At 60.1% G+C, this 16,671-nt stretch carries 15 protein-coding genes and 1 riboswitch; of the genes, 6 read left to right on the top strand and 9 right to left on the bottom strand.

The window, feature by feature from the left end; translation table 11 throughout:
- Positions 1-41 precede the first annotated feature (41 nt).
- Positions 42-1,511 carry a tetratricopeptide repeat protein gene (locus tag FHR98_RS11120; RefSeq protein WP_183416775.1) on the top strand — a complete coding sequence of 490 codons (1,470 nt, stop codon included), beginning with the start codon at positions 42-44 and terminating at the stop codon, positions 1,509-1,511.
- A gap of 48 nt (positions 1,512-1,559) precedes the next feature.
- Here the strand turns inward: FHR98_RS11120 and FHR98_RS11115 are convergent, their stop codons facing one another.
- The 6 genes from FHR98_RS11115 to FHR98_RS11090 all read right to left on the bottom strand — a co-directional run bounded on the left by FHR98_RS11115 (position 1,560) and on the right by FHR98_RS11090 (position 8,281).
- Complete coding sequence (locus FHR98_RS11115) at positions 1,560-2,612, bottom strand: sulfotransferase family protein (RefSeq protein ID WP_183416774.1); 1,053 nt, start codon at positions 2,610-2,612, stop codon at positions 1,560-1,562.
- Between the two features lie 27 nt (positions 2,613-2,639).
- On the bottom strand, positions 2,640-5,534 hold the full coding sequence (gene gcvP, locus FHR98_RS11110; protein WP_183416773.1) for an aminomethyl-transferring glycine dehydrogenase: 2,895 nt from the start codon (positions 5,532-5,534) through the stop codon (positions 2,640-2,642).
- A 47-nt stretch (positions 5,535-5,581) separates the two neighbouring features.
- A complete protein-coding gene (gene gcvH / locus FHR98_RS11105) occupies positions 5,582-5,956 on the bottom strand; it encodes a glycine cleavage system protein GcvH (RefSeq protein WP_183416772.1) in 375 nt (124 codons plus the stop codon).
- 36 nt (positions 5,957-5,992) lie between these two features.
- Positions 5,993-7,126 (bottom strand): glycine cleavage system aminomethyltransferase GcvT, encoded by a 1,134-nt coding sequence (gene gcvT / locus FHR98_RS11100; RefSeq protein ID WP_322091247.1) that lies wholly within the window; start codon positions 7,124-7,126, stop codon positions 5,993-5,995.
- 181 nt (positions 7,127-7,307) lie between these two features.
- A riboswitch (glycine riboswitch) is annotated at positions 7,308-7,411 on the bottom strand.
- Positions 7,412-7,496: 85 nt separating this feature from the next.
- Positions 7,497-8,027 (bottom strand): hypothetical protein, encoded by a 531-nt coding sequence (locus FHR98_RS11095; protein ID WP_183416770.1) that lies wholly within the window; start codon positions 8,025-8,027, stop codon positions 7,497-7,499.
- Positions 8,028-8,041: 14 nt separating this feature from the next.
- Positions 8,042-8,281 carry a CDGSH iron-sulfur domain-containing protein gene (locus FHR98_RS11090; protein WP_183416769.1) on the bottom strand — a complete coding sequence of 80 codons (240 nt, stop codon included), beginning with the start codon at positions 8,279-8,281 and terminating at the stop codon, positions 8,042-8,044.
- A 187-nt stretch (positions 8,282-8,468) separates the two neighbouring features.
- Between FHR98_RS11090 and ispH the strand changes: the two genes are divergently transcribed.
- The 3 genes from ispH to rnhA are packed head-to-tail and all read left to right on the top strand — an operon-like array spanning position 8,469 to position 10,892.
- Positions 8,469-9,428, top strand: coding sequence for a 4-hydroxy-3-methylbut-2-enyl diphosphate reductase (gene ispH / locus FHR98_RS11085; protein WP_183416768.1), 960 nt, complete (start codon positions 8,469-8,471; stop codon positions 9,426-9,428).
- Between the two features lie 40 nt (positions 9,429-9,468).
- The gene (locus FHR98_RS11080; protein ID WP_183416767.1) at positions 9,469-10,434 is read left to right on the top strand and encodes a homoserine kinase; all 966 of its coding nucleotides are present in this window, start codon (positions 9,469-9,471) and stop codon (positions 10,432-10,434) included.
- A complete protein-coding gene (rnhA, locus tag FHR98_RS11075) occupies positions 10,431-10,892 on the top strand; it encodes a ribonuclease HI (protein WP_183416766.1) in 462 nt (153 codons plus the stop codon). Before FHR98_RS11080 ends, rnhA begins: the two co-directional genes overlap by 4 nt.
- A 20-nt stretch (positions 10,893-10,912) precedes the next feature.
- On the opposite strand, the gene FHR98_RS11070 is transcribed toward rnhA, so the two are convergent.
- Positions 10,913-12,703: an acyl-CoA dehydrogenase gene (locus FHR98_RS11070; protein ID WP_183416765.1), complete on the bottom strand. Its 1,791-nt coding sequence runs from the start codon at positions 12,701-12,703 to the stop codon at positions 10,913-10,915.
- 187 nt (positions 12,704-12,890) lie between these two features.
- On the opposite strand from FHR98_RS11070, the gene FHR98_RS11065 reads away from it, so the two are divergent.
- Positions 12,891-13,094, top strand: a complete 204-nt coding sequence (locus FHR98_RS11065; RefSeq protein WP_183416764.1) for a DUF4169 family protein — start codon at positions 12,891-12,893, stop codon at positions 13,092-13,094.
- Between the two features lie 34 nt (positions 13,095-13,128).
- Here FHR98_RS11065 and FHR98_RS11060 read toward each other — a convergent pair whose 3' ends face one another.
- Positions 13,129-14,574: an FAD-binding oxidoreductase gene (locus FHR98_RS11060; protein WP_183416763.1), complete on the bottom strand. Its 1,446-nt coding sequence runs from the start codon at positions 14,572-14,574 to the stop codon at positions 13,129-13,131.
- A gap of 66 nt (positions 14,575-14,640) precedes the next feature.
- The gene (locus FHR98_RS11055; protein ID WP_183416762.1) at positions 14,641-15,627 is read right to left on the bottom strand and encodes an L-threonylcarbamoyladenylate synthase; all 987 of its coding nucleotides are present in this window, start codon (positions 15,625-15,627) and stop codon (positions 14,641-14,643) included.
- Between the two features lie 191 nt (positions 15,628-15,818).
- Between FHR98_RS11055 and parA the strand changes: the two genes are divergently transcribed.
- On the top strand, positions 15,819-16,460 hold the full coding sequence (gene parA, locus FHR98_RS11050) for a ParA family partition ATPase (RefSeq protein ID WP_183416761.1): 642 nt from the start codon (positions 15,819-15,821) through the stop codon (positions 16,458-16,460).
- Positions 16,461-16,671 lie beyond the last annotated feature (211 nt).

Here is a 16,671-nt window from a genome sequence, read left to right as displayed (position 1 = left end):
GAAGGTGCGAGCAATAGTATTGCCGTGCCGAGGGGGGCTGGATGAAGATTCTCATCCTTGGGACGCCGAAATCCGGGACAACGGCATTGTTCGATGCTGTTTGCGGTAGTTTTCCCGCTGCCCTGCATGCCTTTGAACCGATAACCTTGGGCGACCTTGCGCAAAGAAATAAGCGCCTTGTTTGCAAGTTTCTGCGGCTGTTCACTTATGACGGCGGCGCAGAGAATTTCGATAGGGTGATCCTGGCGGTCCGCAATCGCTTCGACTTCCTGATCAGCGCTTTGTTCTTTGCCCCGTCGATCTGCCATGGCTTTACCGATAACGCCGCGGTCGACAGGTACTTGGCCTGCATCGACAAGCTCCGCGCGGGCAAGGCCGACGTGACGGACCTATGCGACCTGTTGAGCGACATCAGCGAAGTCGATCAATTGGCCTACCTGCGCGATATCTCCGACAAGCTGTTGCATATTCAGGCCAGCCTTTCCAAATCGAAATATCTGGTCGCGCGCTACGAAGACATCATGGCCGGTCAGTACGATTCCCTGACGCAGTTTCTTGAGCGCCCGGTCGGCGCAGCCGGCCCAGCGGTCGGCTGGTCAGATTATATTAAACGCACCACATCGATTCAAAATTGGCCACGGTACTTTTCACAGCGCGACTTTCTGAAGTTCTCCGAAGCGTTTGAAGGCTTCCATGATCACTATGGGTACCGCTTGGAACCTTGTTCGGGTGCTTCGCGATCTGCCTCGTGGGACGAAACCGGCGCTTATGTGACCAAGGTCGTCAACCGCTTTCGCCAGGAGAATGCGTTGCCGCCCTATAGTCCCGGCAGTCGCCGCTTCGCCGGCACGAGAGATTACGAGCGGGCCTTTCTTGCGCTGATGCGAGAGGAGAACCTGGAAGAGGCGGTCGGGTTCGTCGACGAGGCAATCCTGCAGGAACCGGAAATTGCGGGCTATCATCGCCTCAAGGCGCGAATTTTGCTGGCGCTTGGCCGCAAGGCATCGGCCGAGGCGGTGGCGACGGCTGCGCTCAACCTTTCTCCCAAAAGTACGGACTTGCTCGCCTTGTTGCGCGATCTTGCCGTTGAGCGGAGTGATAGGGCAGCCGAGCTGGCGTTCCATAGGGACCTTGCCAAGCTTGAAGACAAGGAAGCCGCCTGGCGCCGGTTGATCTTCCTCCTGATCCGGGAGCAAGCCTTTGACGAGGCTCTGTTGTGCTGCGAGGAATTGCTGGGGCGATTTCCGGCCAACTCCGCATACTGGCAGGGCTATGCGCGGGTGTTGCTGCACTGTAGTCGCCACCGGGATGCGTTACAGGCCGCCTCGAAGGCCTTGGAACTCAGCCCTGACGCTGCGGCGCACTGGGCCGTCTATGCCCGCAGTCTCGCCCAAGTCGATCGCCCTCGAGAGGCGTTGGCTGCCGCGGACAAGGCAGCCCAACTCGACCCCCGCAAGGCGGTGCCACGAGGCGTACTAGATGCCTGGGAAGCGCGCAGCCGGTCCGATTGAGGCAGGTCCAGACGCCCCAATCCGATCCTTGTTTCTATCCCGAACCCGTCAACCCGCCAGCTTTGCCTTCGCGGCCAAAAGCGCGGGTCGGCTTTCCGAGGAGCAAAGCAGCAGCGCGCGGTCCATCGCCGCGAGCGCTTCGGGCAATCGTCTTTGGTTCGCGAGAATGCGGCTGTGAAGCAGATGGTATCCAGCGATGTCGGGTTGAGCAGCGATTGCTTCTTGTATGTGCTCAAGGCCGCGGCTCTTGTCGGCCTCCCGGTTGAAAGCGACGAGCGCCTTTTCAAAGGCGGCCCCACCGGCAAAGCCGTTTGGGCGTTCCCCAACCAGGGGAAGGTGTTTGGCTTTGCGGAATCCGTTTATCCGCGCCAGGACGAAGTCACTGGACTCGGTTTTGGTGATGGCGCGGGAAAGAAGATCGTCCGCCGACAGGCTGTAGCCATAGCGGTTATGGAATTCGTTGTAGTAAGGGTCGAAGTGCCGAACATCCTGGCGCGAGAAGCAGCGCTTCCAGTTCTCTGCCTTGCGGCTGCGCGCCACGCGTTCCCCGAGATAGGGAAGTGGCTTGTGGTTGGCTTGCAGATCAAGCCCGAGATAGTCGGCCAGGCTTTCCAGCCTGCCCGCGATCAAGTCTTCGTAGCGCAGGAGATGGCAATTGCCGTCTAAGTCGTCGTGTATCGTGCAGAGCAACTTTTGTTGCTGCGAAATCTGTGCGGCGCCGGAGCGGCCTGATATTTGTTGAAAGAGCGCATCCAGGTCTTTGAAGTCAGCCTGTCCGGCGCGCAGCATCTCAATCTGCTGCAGATAATCGCGCACTTTTTCATCATCGGAAAATCCGCGCTTCAAAGAAGGCGCGAAGAACAACCAACTGATAAGTGAATCAAACCCGTCCCGAACGATAACGACGCGCTTGTCATAGGTCTCGGCGGCTCCCTTATAGGTCGGAAGATGGACGTACTTCGTAACCAGATGCCTGTGCGCAGCCTCGAAGCCCAGGTGTCGTGGCTCGAACACACCGTGAGCTTGAGGCATTGCCGCCTTGATAATCGTGTAAAGCGCCGTCGTTCCCGTTTTTACGTGGCCGACGATCAGTACTTTCATTGGCCCCCCAGTTTTCCTTTCTTCAGGTCATTCCGCAGCGTCCTGATAGCTGTCCAGCGGCGGACAGGAACACACCAGATTACGGTCGCCGTAGGCGTTGTCCACACGCCCCACCGGTGCCCAATACTTGTCGCCGCGCAAACCTTTGACGGGGTAGGCGGCTTCGCTTCGGCTGTAGGGGTGCTGCCAGTCGTCCGCCAGCAACAGCTCGGCAGTGTGCGGCGCGTTGACCAGTGGGTTGTCCGTCTCCGGCCAATCACCGGCCTCGATCTTCGCCGCTTCCGCACGGATCGAGATCATGGCTTCGCAGAAACGATCAAGCTCTGCCTTCGCCTCTGATTCGGTCGGTTCGATCATCAAGGTGCCCGGGACCGGCCAGGACATGGTCGGTGCATGGAAACCATAATCGATGAGGCGCTTGGCAACGTCCTCGTTGCTGACATGCGCCAGATCCTTCAAAGGTCTGAGGTCAATAATGCATTCATGGGCAACGCGGCCGTTCGCGCCTGTATAAAGCACCGGGAAGGTGTCGCCCAGACGTGCGGCGATGTAGTTCGCATTGAGGATGGCGACCTTTGTCGCCTGCTTCAGGCCGCTTCGGCCCATCATGGCGATGTAGGCCCAGGAAATCGGCAAGATCAGCGCCGAACCCCAAGGCGCGGCTGAAACGGGGCCGAGACCAAGCTCCGGGCCGGCTTCCGCTTGCATCGGATGATTCGGGGCAAAGGGTGCGAGGTGTTCGGCCAAACCAATCGGTCCGACGCCGGGGCCACCGCCGCCATGCGGTATGCAGAAAGTCTTGTGCAGATTCATATGCATGACGTCGGCGCCAATCACGCCTGGTTGGGCGATGCCCAGAAGCGCGTTCAGGTTGGCTCCGTCCATATAGACCTGACCGCCATGCTCGTGGATCAGCTCGCAGATATCGACGATGGCTTCCTCGAACACGCCGTGGGTGGAAGGGTAGGTGACCATGAGCGCCGCCAGCCGATCTTTGTTGGCTGCCGCCTTGGCTTTCATGTCTTCCACATCGATGTTGCCGTGGTCGTCGCACTTCACCACGACAACGCTCATTCCGGCCATGATGGCGCTGGCTGGGTTTGTGCCGTGCGCCGAACTGGGGATGAGGCAGATGTTACGCTGTCCCTCGCCGCGGCTTTCATGATATTTGCGGATGGTCAGCAGCCCGGCATATTCGCCCTGGCTACCCGCGTTGGGTTGCAGGGATACGGCGGCAAATCCCGTGAGTTTGGCCAGCCAGTCCTCCAACTCGCCAATCAGCGTGCGATATCCTTCGCTTTGATCGAGGGGCGCAAAGGGGTGAATCTTGGCAAAACCCGGCCAGGTGATGGGAATCATCTCCGTGGTGGCGTTGAGCTTCATGGTGCAAGACCCGAGCGGGATCATCGAGCGATCCAGCGCCACGTCCTTTTCCTGAAGCAATCGCAGGTACCGCAACATCTCGGTTTCCGAGCGGTAGGCGTGGAAGATGGGATGAGTCAATATCTCGTCTTCTCGGAGGAGGTCCTGCGGCAAGGAGTCCGTCACCTCTGCGTCCAGATCGAGTACCGTGAAATCCGGATCACCCTTCCCATAGGCCCGAAGGACGGCCATCAAATGCCGCCGTTCGGTAGTCTCGTCGATTGCGATACCGACCTTGCCATCGCCCAGTGAGCAAAGATTGATGCCTTCGGCCAAGGCACGCTCGATGAAGCCGTCGGCATCACCGCCGGCTTCCACAACAAGCGTGTCGAAGAAAACGTCGTTGGCCAGCGTGGCCCCTAGTCGCTTCAAGCCGGCTGCCAGGATGCTGGCTTGGCGCTGGACGCGCGCCGCAATGCGGCGCAGGCCTTCCGGCCCATGATACGTGGCGTAGAAACCCGCCAGCACTGCCAAGAGAACCTGAGCCGTGCAAATGTTGCTGGTCGCCTTCTCGCGGCGGATATGCTGCTCCCGGCTTTGCAGGGCAAGACGCAGGGCGCGATTACCCTTGCGGTCGACGGACACGCCGACGATGCGCCCGGGCAGCGAGCGCTTGTAGTCATCCTTGGTTGCCATAAAACCCGCATGCGGCCCGCCGAAACCCATCGGCACGCCGAATCGCTGGGCGCTTCCGACCACGACATCTGCGCCCATGGCACCCGGTGATTTCACCAGCACCAGCGACAACGGATCGGCTGCGACAACCGCCAAGGCGCCTTGTTCATGAGCCACGGCTATGGTCTCGCTGAGATCACGCACCCGGCCATCCAAGTCAGGGTTTTGCAGCAGAACGCCAAACACCTCGGTTTTCGCCAACTCGCTAGTGGCGTCGCCGACGATCAGTTCGATGCCCAGGGGCTGCGCTCTGGTCTCCAGAACCGCGATGGTCTGCGGCAACGTCCTTGCATCGACAAAGAAGCGGTCGCTTTTCGACTTGGCGAGACGATGACAAAGGGTCATTCCCTCCGCCGCCGCCGTGGCCTCGTCGAGCATCGAGGCGTTTGCCAGTTCCATGCCCGTCAGGTCGGCGATCATAGTTTGAAAATTCAGAAGCGCTTCCAGGCGCCCTTGGCTGATTTCAGGCTGGTAGGGCGTATAGGCCGTGTACCAACCCGGATTCTCGAGCACGTTGCGTAAAATGACGGTGGGCAGTTCGGTATCGTGGTATCCCAGGCCGATCATCGATTTCACGACCTTGTTGCGGGCGGCGTATCCGCTCAGGCGCTCAAGGGCCTGGCGCTCGGTCAGGGGGTCGGGAAAATCGCCGGTCAAGGAGGTGCGGATGCTGGCGGGCACGGCCTGTTCGATGAGCTCATCCAGGCTGTCGACCTTCAGGACCGCCAGCATTTCGGCGACCTCCCTGTCGTCGGGGCCGATATGGCGGGTGGCGAATTCCTCCTGGCCTTCAAGGCTGGGAAGGCTGGTGCGAGTCGTGTTCATGCGGGAACTCCTGATTATCCCGTTATCGATGCGTCGGTCGCGCTGGCTCAGAGACCGGCGATAAAGTCGTCGTAGGCGGCCTGATCCATCAGGCCGTCAAGCTGGCTGGCGTCGGACATTTTGATCTTGAAGAACCAACCATCGCCCTGAGGGTCGCTATTCACCTTGCTGAAGTCGTCAGCCAGGCTTTCGTTGATCTCCGTAATCTCACCATCAACCGGTGCGTAGACCTCGCTGGCCGCCTTCACGGAATCAATCACGGCCGCCTCGTCGCCCTTGGAAAGGCTGCGTCCGACTTCCGGCAATTCGACATGGACAACATCGCCCAGTTGTTCTTGCGCGTAATTGGTGATGCCGACCTTACCAATATCGCCTTCGACAACGACCCATTCGTGATCTTCGCTAAACTTGATGCTCGACATGACGTTTCCTCTGCTTCTTGGACTTCGGTTGATGGGTTACTTTTTTGTGCTCACCGTGCGACTGGGCACAAATGGCAGGGTGACGACACGACAGGGCACTGCCTTGCCGCGTACAATTGCCGATACTTCGGTCCCGGGTGTGGCCAGCGCTGGAGGCAGATATCCCATCGCCACCGGTCCCTGGCAGCTAGGGCTGAATCCGCCGCTGGTCACGATGCCAACTTCCTGACCGCTGCTGTCCGCCAGCGGCGTGCCTTCGCGAATCGGCGAGCGCCCTTCCGGTTGCAGGCCGATACGCTTGCGCTGAGGCCCATCGGCGAACTGTTGGAGGATAATCTTGTCGCCCGGGAAACCGCCCTCCTGCCGCCGCCGCTTGCTGATGCTCCAGGCTAGATCCGCCTCGACCGGCGTGGTGGTGGTATCGATATCGTGCCCGTAGAGGCAGTATCCGGCTTCCAGCCGTAGTGAATCTCTAGCCCCCAGGCCAATTGGTTTTACTTCGGGTTCGCCCAGTAGGCGTCGCGCCAAACCCTCGGCCTCGGCTTCAGGCACCGAGATCTCATAGCCGTCCTCGCCGGTGTATCCCAAGCGACCGACCAAGCAGGGAACGCCTGCAACCTCCATTGCGCGCTGCTCAAGAAACACGAGAGCGCCGCAATCCGGCGCGAAGCGCGCTAACACGGCTGCGGCAGCGGGACCTTGCAACGCCAACAACGCGCGGTCCTCGATTCGGGTGAGCGACGCCTTGCCGTCTAGCCGTTTCTCGATATGCGCCAGGTCAGCGTCCTTGCAGGCGGCGTTGACGACCAGGAACAACCCGGGACCGTCTGCACGCCGGGTCACCATCAGGTCATCCATGATGCCGCCTTGTTCGTTCAGCAGTTGACTGTAACGGGTGCGGCCCGGCGCCAGGGCTTGAATGTCATTGGCTAGCAGGGTTTCGAGGGCGACAGCAGGATCATGGCCGTTGCTGCCTTCCAGGATCGCCTGACCCATATGGGAAACATCGAAAAGTCCGGCCGCGTCGCGCGCGTGGTTGTGTTCTTTGATAATGCCGTCCGGGAACTGCACGGGCATCGCATAGCCCGCGAAAGGGACCATGCGTCCGCCCAGTTGCACATTGAGGTCATAGAGCGGCGTGTGCCGCAGGTTTTCTGATTGTTCCGCCACTTTTAAGACGCCTCCCAGGTGCATTTACGGACGTGAGGGTGCAACCGCCTCTTGGCGGCCACAGCCCCCTCTGTCCTAAACCTGAGAGAATCACCCGGATCATCGAGAGACGAAAACCGGACTTACCCCTTCGGTGAGACGCAGCCCTTCCCAAGGGACAGCATCTGCTTTCCAGAGGCGCCTAGCCAGCACGGTCCTTTTTGCCTGAGAGTTTCCGGGGCGGTTGCTCCTTCGGCGCCGGTCATTTTTTAGCCTGTCTTGACCGGTCTCTCCCGTGCGGCGTTCGCGGCGAGACTCCGACTCTTCTCTTGAGCCGAACTCAGCGTCGCTTAGGCTAACGTGGGTCTTCTACAAGTCAACAAAAACACGCTTAGCGAATATCACTAAGATTTTCCTGGTATTGTTCGCGGGTCACTTCCAAGCCGATGAATATTCGGTAACCCGCACCGTCGCCTTCATTGGCCAAGGGAATTTCCGGCTCGATGGTTTCGTTGAAAACAAAACGTCCGCGGTTGCCTTCGAAAGGCACCAGAACGTCAAAGCTCTGGCGGGCCAGGATACGGCGTTGTGAATCGGCTACGGCGACGAAGTACCTGAAGGGAGCGCCGACGCCATCGTTTGCCGGGCCGCGCCGCGCTTCGAACTGGATCTGCACGTCGCCACTGACTTCGTCGTCATCAGCCAAGCAACTGAACTGTGCGTCCAAAATCACCACCAAATGGGAAACGTCCGTCAAATCGCGGCCACTTCCCTTGTATTCGACGATGCGTTGCGCGCCTTCGACCAGTTCAAGCCCTGGGCAAAATGATCGGGTTTCCTGGACGTCCTCGAAGATGCCGGTGCTAGAGCAGCCTGCCAGGAAAGCCAGGGCCACAAAGGCGCCGAGAGAGAGTTTCTGCATAGCCCCGGGCCCTTTCAAAGCTTCGCGTGGGTGCCGTCGCAAAACGGCTGCTTACTGGTCGCCTTGCAGCCGCAAAACCACAAGTCTTTTGATTGTTCAGCCGAAAAAGGTACGGGGTTCAATCCCGTTCCCTTGTGCGACCCATCGCAAAATGGCTGTTTCTGGCTGCGCCCGCAAGCGCACCAGAAGTATTTTCGCCCCGCCTCGACTGAAACCTTGTAAGGACCCTTCTGGGCGGGGATTGGATCGGCCATCTTGCTCTTTCCTTCTGCTGCCAGGCTGGTTTACTGTCCCGCGGTCCTCAAGCGACCGGGCCGACGGCACTCCAGGCGACTGTCCAGCGCACTCTAGAAAAGCCAGAGTGTGACGACAAGGGCAACGACAGGGGAGCCGACGGTTCTTATATAGTGTTCCATGCTCTTGGAGCGATAGGAAGAGTTGATGCAAGGTAAGCCGCTCACGATTTTACTGGCCGGACCACGCGGGTTTTGTGCAGGCGTAGAGCGCGCCATTCTGATCGTGGAGCGCGCCCTGGAAGTTTATGGTGCACCGGTCTATGTGCGCCATGAGATCGTGCACAACCGTTTCGTGGTCGAATCGCTGGAAGCCAAGGGCGCGATTTTCGTCAAGGAACTTGATGAAGTGCCGAGTGGCGTGCCGGTGATCTTCTCTGCGCATGGCGTGCCAAAGTCGGTCCCGGCGGAGGCTGACCGACGGGAATTGTTGTATGTCGATGCGACCTGTCCGCTGGTTAGCAAAGTGCATCGGGAGGCCGAGCGCCATCACGCGCAAGGACGGCACATCGTGATGATCGGCCATGCCGGGCACCCTGAAGTCGTCGGTACATTGGGTCAATTGCCGCCCGGCGCCATCTCGTTGGTCGAATCCCTCGAAGATGTGGCGCGGCTCGAACCGCCCGCGGGCAAACGGCTGTCTTTCGTGACGCAGACGACGCTCTCGGTCGACGATACCGCAGAAATCGTCGCTGCCCTGCAGGCACGCTTCCCTGCTATCGAGGCACCCCGCAAGGAAGATATCTGTTATGCCACGACAAATCGCCAGCAGGCCGTCAAGGCGCTGGCGCCGGAGTGTGATGCACTGCTTGTCGTAGGCGCTCCCAATTCATCCAACTCGCGGCGTCTGGTGGAAGTTGCCCAACGGGCGGGCTGTGACAGGGCTTACTTGGTCCAGCGCGCGAGCGATATTGATTGGGCGGCATTGGAAGGTGTTTCCACCTTGGGGATAACGGCCGGCGCTTCAGCGCCGGATGTGTTGGTTGAGGAAATGATTGCCGCCTGCCGTGAACGCTATGACGTGACCCTGCAGGAGCGTGTGCAGACACGTGAGGATGTACATTTCAAGCTGCCAAGAGTGCTCCAGGGCGCTGGGGCGGACCAGTAAGCAAGACGAATAGAGCAAAGGTCAGGGAACGGGCGACGTCATGGCGGTTTACACGGAAGTCTCCGACGAGGAACTGCAGGCGTTTCTGCGGGAGTATGAAATCGGTGAGATGCTTTCGTTGAAAGGCATCGCCGAGGGTGTTGAGAACTCCAATTATGTGCTGCACACCGCCAGCGGATACTACATCCTAACCCTCTATGAGAAACGCGTTGATCCAGCCGATCTGCCCTTTTTTCTGGGGCTGATGGAGCATCTGGCGGAAGCCGGTATTTCCTGCCCGGTCCCAATCAAAGGCCGCGACGGCTCTGCGTTGCGCGAGCTTTGCGGGCGGCCCGCCGCCATAATCTCCTTCCTGGACGGCCTTTGGCCCAAACGCATTCACCCCTGGCACTGCCAGCGGCTTGGCGCGGCCCTGGCGGAATTGCATCTTGCCGGTGAATCCTTTCAGATCAGACGGGACAACGCCCTGTCCCTCGATGGCTGGCGCGGGCTTGTCGACACCTGTGAGGGGCGGGCCGATGAAATTGAACCGGGCCTTGCGGGCTTGATACGTCAGGAGTTGAATTTTCTGGAGGCCAACTGGCCAAGCGATTTGCCGGAGGGTGTCATTCATGCGGACCTCTTTCCGGACAATGTTTTTTTCGTCGGAGAGCGCCTCTCCGGCGTGATCGATTTCTATTTCGCCTGCAATGACTTCCTGGCCTACGAGATTGCCGTTTGCCTGAACGCCTGGTGCTTCGAGAGCGACGCCAGCACTTTCAATGCGACCAAGGCCCGCATGCTTCTGCAGTCCTACCAGAGTGTCCGCCCCTTGAGCGAGGCCGAGTTGGCGGCTTTGCCGATCCTGGCGCGGGGCAGTGCGCTGCGGTTTTTGCTCACGCGGCTCTATGACATTCTCAATCACCCGCCGGGGGCATATGTCACGCCCAAGGACCCAAGAGAATACTGCCGAAAGCTGCGGTTCCATCAACTGGTGAAAGGGCCCGGAGCCTACGGCCTGGGATGACGGTGAAAGAACCATTGATCGAGATATTTACCGACGGCGCTTGCAGCGGTAATCCTGGACCGGGCGGCTGGGGCGCGGTGCTGCGCTACAACGCGCATGAGAAGGAACTTTCCGGTTCGGAACCCGACACGACTAATAACCGCATGGAGATGATGGCGGCGATTGTGGCGCTTGAGGCGCTCAAGCGGCCATCACGGGTGCGCCTGACCAGCGACTCGACTTATCTGCGCGACGGTATCACCAAGTGGATTCATAGCTGGCGCGCCAAGGGCTGGAAGACCGCTGCGAAGAAGCCGGTCAAGAACCAGGACCTTTGGCAGCGCCTGGAGGCGGCCATGGCACCCCACACAGTCGAATGGGAATGGGTGAAGGGCCACAGCGGACATCCCGAGAACGAACGGGCCGACGAGCTCGCACGGCTGGCCGTCAAGCAGCTTAAGTCCGGCGACGTGGTTTGATCGACCGGGTTTGAGCGCTGTTACAGTTCTTCGTCCGTAAAGGCGAGCGTGCTGTCCGCGCCCTTGGTGGCCGAAACCATCAGGCCTGAGCACTGAGGCAAGACCGTGTCGGCATAGAAGGCGGCCGTCTTAACCTTCGCTGCCATAAAAACGGGATCGCCGTCGCTGTTCGCAAGCTTTGACTCGGCGCGGGCTGCGGCGATCGCCATCTGCCAACCGCCGGCAACCGTGGCAAACAATCTGAGATAGGGCGTTGCCGATGCGGCTGCCTTGCGCAGGTCGCGGCTGCCCGTTTCGACGAGCCAATCCGTTGCCTGTTCCAGGATCTTGGTTGCCTCGCCCACGGATCGCGCGGTCGCGGTCACGTTTTCCGAGCCCTTCAGGGCAGCCGTCTCATCGATGACGCGGGCACAGAAGCGACGGGCGGTTTCGCCCTTATAGCGCAGTATTTTGCGCCCGACGAGGTCCAGGGCCTGGACCCCGTTGGTACCCTCGTAGATGGGCGTTATGCGTGCATCCCGATAATGCTGCGCCGCCCCGGTCTCCTCGATGAAGCCCATGCCGCCGTGGACCTGGACGCCGGTTGAAGCAATCTCGACACCCAAATCCGTGCTCCAGGCTTTGACGAGCGGCGTCAGCAGGTCGATCCCATCAACTTGATGGCCTTGTCGCGCATTCTCCTCCGGCGCGCGCTTGGCGAGGTCCAACTCGGCCGAAGCACGGTAGGCGATCGCCCTGGCCGCCTCCACCTGGCATTTCATCGACGCCAGCATGCGCCGCACGTCAGGGTGCTTGATGATTGCCGCCGCCCCGCCGCCGGGCTTGTCGATTTCCTTGGATTGCACGCGCTCGAACGCAAAGGCGCGGGCTTGCTGGTAGGCACGTTCAGCAATGGCGATGCCCTGGATGCCGACCGTCAGGCGGGCGTTGTTCATCATAGTGAACATGTACTCGAGCCCGCGATTTTCCTCGCCGATCAGATAACCAACAGCGCCTTCATGGTCGCCATAGGCCATGACACAGGTCGGCGAACCATTGATGCCCAGCTTGTGCTCTATGGATACGCAGCGCAGGTCGTTGTGCTTGGCGGGGCTACCGTTTTCGTCGAGGAGGAATTTTGGTACCACGAAAAGGCTGATGCCTTTGGGTCCAGCCGGTGCGCCCGGCGTGCGCGCCAGCACCATGTGGATGATGTTGTCGGTAAAATCGTGCTCACCATAGGTGATGTAAATCTTCTGGCCCGTGATCCGGTAGTGGTCGCCTTCCGGCTGTGCCCGCGTCTTTACCGCACCGACATCGGTGCCGGCCTGTGGCTCGGTCAAGTTCATCGTTCCGGTCCATTCTCCGGCGATAAGCTTGGCGAGATACTGGTCCTTCTGCGATTTACTGCCGTGTGTTTGCAGGAGTTCGACGGCGCCTTGAGTCAGCAGCGGGCAAAGCGCGAAGGCCATGTTGGCGCTGTTCCACATCTCGGTCAGTGGGGCCGCTACCAACCAGGGCAGCCCCTGGCCGCCATACTCCGGATCGAAGGGCAGGGCGTTCCACCCACCGTCGACGAATTGGCGGTAGGCGCCCGCAAACCCGTCGGGTGTGCGTACGACGCCGTTTTCGAAGCGTGCCTTCTGTAGGTCGCCCGACTGGTTGATCGGTGACAGCACGTTACCGGCCAGTTTGGCGGCTTCCTCAAGGATCGCATCGACCAGATCCGGGGTTGCATCCTCGTAACCGGCAAGCGTTGAAATCCGGTCCAATCCCGCTAGTTCGGTCAAGACAAAGCGCATGTCCTCGATAGGCGCCCGATAATCCTGCATACCGATCCCGTTCCTTCTGTGGTCTGCTAGACGTGAGTTCCATACTGCATTATGGCGTCGCCGCCGTCTCCTCCACAACCATAGTCCGGGTTCCGGCGTGTCCAGAGTATGGTCACGATGGCGTGCTTAGCTCTTCCTAAAGCGCCTAATGCTGGGATATTGTGCGCTCGGTCGGGGAGGGGCAGCCATGAACAACATCGTTAGCTTGAAACAGGTGCGTCGCCGGCGTGAGAAAGTCGAGCAGGAAGCCCGCGCGGCCGAGAACCGTCGTAAGCACGGACGCACCAAGGCCGAGCGGCTTGCGGCGGCGCAGGAAGCGCAACGCGACAGCCAGCGCATCGAAGCCCACCGTATGGAAACTGATAAGATCGATGAGAAGGAGGGTCGGTGACGGCCCGCGCGACGCGGTTTCGGCACAGGATTCCTTAGTCGATCATCTTGCCCGGGTTCATCAACCCCTTGGGATCGAAGACGGCCTTGATTGCCCGCATCATCTCCAATTCGATCGGCTCTTTAAACCGCTTGTTCTCTTCCAACTTCAGGCGTCCCAAACCGTGTTCGGCGGAAATTGACCCCCCCAATGCATGAACGATCATATGGACCTCTTCGTTCACCACTTCCCACTGGGCCAGATAGGCCTCCCGGTCGGCGCCCAACGGCTGGCTGAGGTTGAAGTGGATGTTGCCGTCACCCAGATGTCCGAAGGGCACAGGGCGAATTCCGGGTATCATTTCCCGCACTTTGGCGGTCGCCAACTCCAGAAACCTTGGAACTGCGGCTACCGGCACCGAGACGTCATGCTTGATTGAGCCGCCTTCGTGCTTCTGGGCTTCGACGATGGCCTCGCGGATGAACCAGATCTGCTGTGCCTGTGCTTCACTGCGGGCGACGGTGGCGTCCAAAACAAGCTCCGACTCGAAAGCTTCCGATAAAGCCTCTTCCAGCAAGTCGCCCAGACCCGAGTCCGGGCGTCCGGCCGCCAACTCAACAAGGATGTACCAAGCCGCTGGCTGACCCAAGGGGTCGATGGTCCCGGCGACATGCTTCAAGGCAAAATCGAGGGCAATGCGCGGGATGATCTCAAAGGCGAGAACCGCCTCGCCGGATGCGCGCCGAAGATCGCCTAGCAGCTTGACCGCCGCCTCCGGGCCTTGAACCGCAACAAAGGCGACGGCGGTTTCCCGTGGGCGCGCAAAGAGCTTGAGGACCGCTGCCGTGACCACGCCCAGGGTTCCTTCGCCACCGATGAACAGCTGTTTCAGGTCGTAGCCGGTGTTGTCCTTCCTGAGCGACCGTAGACCGTTCCAGATGCGGCCATCGGGTAAAACCGCTTCCACCCCCAACACGAGGTCACGCATATTCCCATAGCGGATTACGTGGATACCGCCGGCGTTTGTCGAAAGATTGCCCCCGATCTGGCAGGATCCCTCTGCGCCCAGACTAAGGGGAAACAGCCTGTCGACGTCCGCCGCCGCCTCTTGGATCCGTTGCAGGATGCAACCTGCCTCAACGGTGATGCTGTAGTTGTCCGGATCGAGTGAGCGAATTTTATTCATACGACCAAGATTCAAGATCACCTCGCCGCGCCCCTCGTAGGGCACGCCACCGCCCACCAGCCCTGTGTTGCCGCCCTGTGGCACGATCGGCACCTCCAGGGCAGTGCAGAGCTTAAGGGTCTCCGAGACCTCTTGGGTCGACGCGGGTCTGACGACGAAGGGAGTCTGGGGTTTGTACCGACCCCGCCGTTCAGTGACGTAGGGAACGAGGTCGTCGGGCTGGTCGATGATCGCTTGTGGTCCAAGCCGCTCAATCAACGAGTCCTTGAGGCGCTTGAGCCGTCCGTCATCTTGGTAGGGGGTATGGTCTGTCATGGTGGGGAGTTTAGTGTCCTTGGATAACAGTTTTCCAGTGGATAAGCCCAATGGCCAAACAAGAAGTCAGCCCTGCACTGGCGGGCGCGGCGCGGCGGCGCGGCGCAGGCGGTCGTTGATCGCCCGGCCCAGCCCTTCTTCCGGAATCGGCATAACCGCGATCGCCCGCAGCGGCTTTTGATCCAGGCAATGGAGTGCGTCGAACAACCTTGCCGCAGCTTCGACCAGATCGCCCGTTGGGCTGAGGTTGACAGTTTGGGCAGCACCTATCGGGACGTCGGGACCAAAGGCCAGCAGGGCCTCATCCTGATCCACGTCACCCGCATTGAGGCGAACCGGAAGGGTGGGCGCATAGTGGCTTATCATCTGGCCTGGTGAGGTCAGGGCCGCTCCCTCCGATGGGACATGATCGGAAGAGACCACTTCCAGCGGGCCGACCACCTCCATCAGCATTTCCTGGGTTATTGCACCCGGGCGCAAAAGCCGGGCAAGCGGGTTGCTGAGATCGAGGACCGTCGATTCCAACCCGACGCCGCAAGGCCCGCCGTCAAGGATCATGGTCAAGGTTTCCCCGATCTGGGCAGCCACGTGTGCCGCGGTCGTTGGGCTGACCCTGCCCGAAAGGTTTGCGCTGGGTGCCGCGAGAGGCAGGCCGCAGGCCGTCAGCAGGTCGCGGGCGATGTTGTGCGCGGGCATCCGCACGGCCTGGGTCTCCAGCCCCGCGCTGCAAAGGCGGGAGATACTGCAGTTGGCAAGGCGGGGCAGGACGAGTGTCAAGGGGCCCGGCCAAAAAGCGTTGGCAACCGCTTCAGCCCGGCTGTCGAATTCCACCTGGGTCCGCGCGTCTTCCAGCGAGACGAAATGAGCAATCAGGGGGTTGAAACTCGGACGTTGCTTGGCTTCAAAGATCCGCGCCGCGGCCGAATCACGAGTGGCGTCTGCGCCCAAGCCGTAGACCGTCTCGGTCGGGAAGGCGACTAGCTCACCTTGCTGCAACAGGGCGGCCGCTTCTCTTATCGCTTCGTCGCTGGCTGTTCTGATCCTGGTCGCCATACTTCGTTTCGGTCTTTCTGCCGCTGCTTTTTCTAGGGTGGGCGCAATCTAGCGCGCTGCCTCGGCTTGCGCAGCCCCTTTGTTGTCGCGCCCAGTCTTCGCGCTCCAGAGGCATCTTGCAGGTGGCTTCACCCCTGTGTCAGGATATGATATTGCAGTGCAGCATAAATCTATCGAGAGGATTGCAGGCCATGACCGCGACCGTCATTACCGTCGCCCAGCAGAAGGGTGGAGCCGGAAAGACCACTCTTGCAGCCCATCTCGCCGTCGCCTTCACCCGTGTGGGCAAGAAGGTTGCGGTGGTGGATATAGATCCGCAGCAATCGCTGACCATGTGGTACCGCTTGCGAGAACAGCAACTGGGCGACGCGGGCGCGGGATTGCTGGTCAATCAGGTCAAGGGCTGGCGGACCCGCAATGAGGTGGACAAGCTGGCGGCTTCTCATGATGTTGTGCTGATCGACAGTCCCCCGCATGCCGAGACCGAGGCTAGGGTGGCGGTTCGCGCCGCCGATCTGGTGGTGATCCCGGTTCAGCCCTCGCCGATGGATGTCTGGGCGACGCGGCCCACTCTCGAAATGGCCGCCGGGGAGAAAGTGCCTGTGCTCCTTGTGCTGAATCGAGTGCCGCCGCGCGCCAATTTGACCGACGAGATGCTGGCCGAGATGAAGGCCTTTGGTGCCCAGGTCGCGAAGTCACGGGTCGGCAATCGCGTCGTTTTCGCCGCCGCGCTTGCGGAGGGCCGTGCGGTCAATGAGGTGCAGCCGAGCAGCAAGGCGGCCAAAGAGATTGCCGCACTTGCCAAGGAAATCCTGAAAGCCGCCAGGGTTTGAACCGGCGCTGATCACGCGACGTTTCAAGCGATAAGAACAGCACCTTCAATCTATCAAGATAGCGATTGTGCATTTCACGCGAGGTTCTTCGCGGCAGTCATCTGCACGTCTGGCCTACAATAATAATTGACAATATAAATATATTACGCTATTTATATGGTTAATCATACAAGAAGATTGGCGATAAACCACAAAGAGGGTGCCGATCTTC

It is taken from the genome of Limibacillus halophilus, from assembly GCF_014191775.1.
Taxonomy (GTDB): Bacteria; Pseudomonadota; Alphaproteobacteria; order Kiloniellales; family CECT-8803; genus Limibacillus; species Limibacillus halophilus.
This window is presented reverse-complemented; position numbering and strand designations above follow the sequence as displayed.

Excerpts from the sequence above, each read along its gene's own strand:
- FHR98_RS11120 (WP_183416775.1), top strand. The coding sequence starts at position 42 with ATGAAGATTCTCATCCTTGGGACGCCGAAATCCGGGACAACGGCATTG.
- FHR98_RS11115 (WP_183416774.1), bottom strand. The coding sequence starts at position 2,612 with ATGAAAGTACTGATCGTCGGCCACGTAAAAACGGGAACGACGGCGCTT.
- gcvP (WP_183416773.1), bottom strand. The coding sequence starts at position 5,534 with ATGAACACGACTCGCACCAGCCTTCCCAGCCTTGAAGGCCAGGAGGAA.
- gcvH (WP_183416772.1), bottom strand. The coding sequence starts at position 5,956 with ATGTCGAGCATCAAGTTTAGCGAAGATCACGAATGGGTCGTTGTCGAA.
- FHR98_RS11095 (WP_183416770.1), bottom strand. The coding sequence starts at position 8,027 with ATGCAGAAACTCTCTCTCGGCGCCTTTGTGGCCCTGGCTTTCCTGGCA.
- FHR98_RS11090 (WP_183416769.1), bottom strand. The coding sequence starts at position 8,281 with ATGGCCGATCCAATCCCCGCCCAGAAGGGTCCTTACAAGGTTTCAGTC.
- ispH (WP_183416768.1), top strand. The coding sequence starts at position 8,469 with ATGCAAGGTAAGCCGCTCACGATTTTACTGGCCGGACCACGCGGGTTT.
- FHR98_RS11080 (WP_183416767.1), top strand. The coding sequence starts at position 9,469 with ATGGCGGTTTACACGGAAGTCTCCGACGAGGAACTGCAGGCGTTTCTG.
- rnhA (WP_183416766.1), top strand. The coding sequence starts at position 10,431 with ATGACGGTGAAAGAACCATTGATCGAGATATTTACCGACGGCGCTTGC.
- FHR98_RS11070 (WP_183416765.1), bottom strand. The coding sequence starts at position 12,703 with ATGCAGGATTATCGGGCGCCTATCGAGGACATGCGCTTTGTCTTGACC.
- FHR98_RS11065 (WP_183416764.1), top strand. The coding sequence starts at position 12,891 with ATGAACAACATCGTTAGCTTGAAACAGGTGCGTCGCCGGCGTGAGAAA.
- FHR98_RS11060 (WP_183416763.1), bottom strand. The coding sequence starts at position 14,574 with ATGACAGACCATACCCCCTACCAAGATGACGGACGGCTCAAGCGCCTC.
- FHR98_RS11055 (WP_183416762.1), bottom strand. The coding sequence starts at position 15,627 with ATGGCGACCAGGATCAGAACAGCCAGCGACGAAGCGATAAGAGAAGCG.
- parA (WP_183416761.1), top strand. The coding sequence starts at position 15,819 with ATGACCGCGACCGTCATTACCGTCGCCCAGCAGAAGGGTGGAGCCGGA.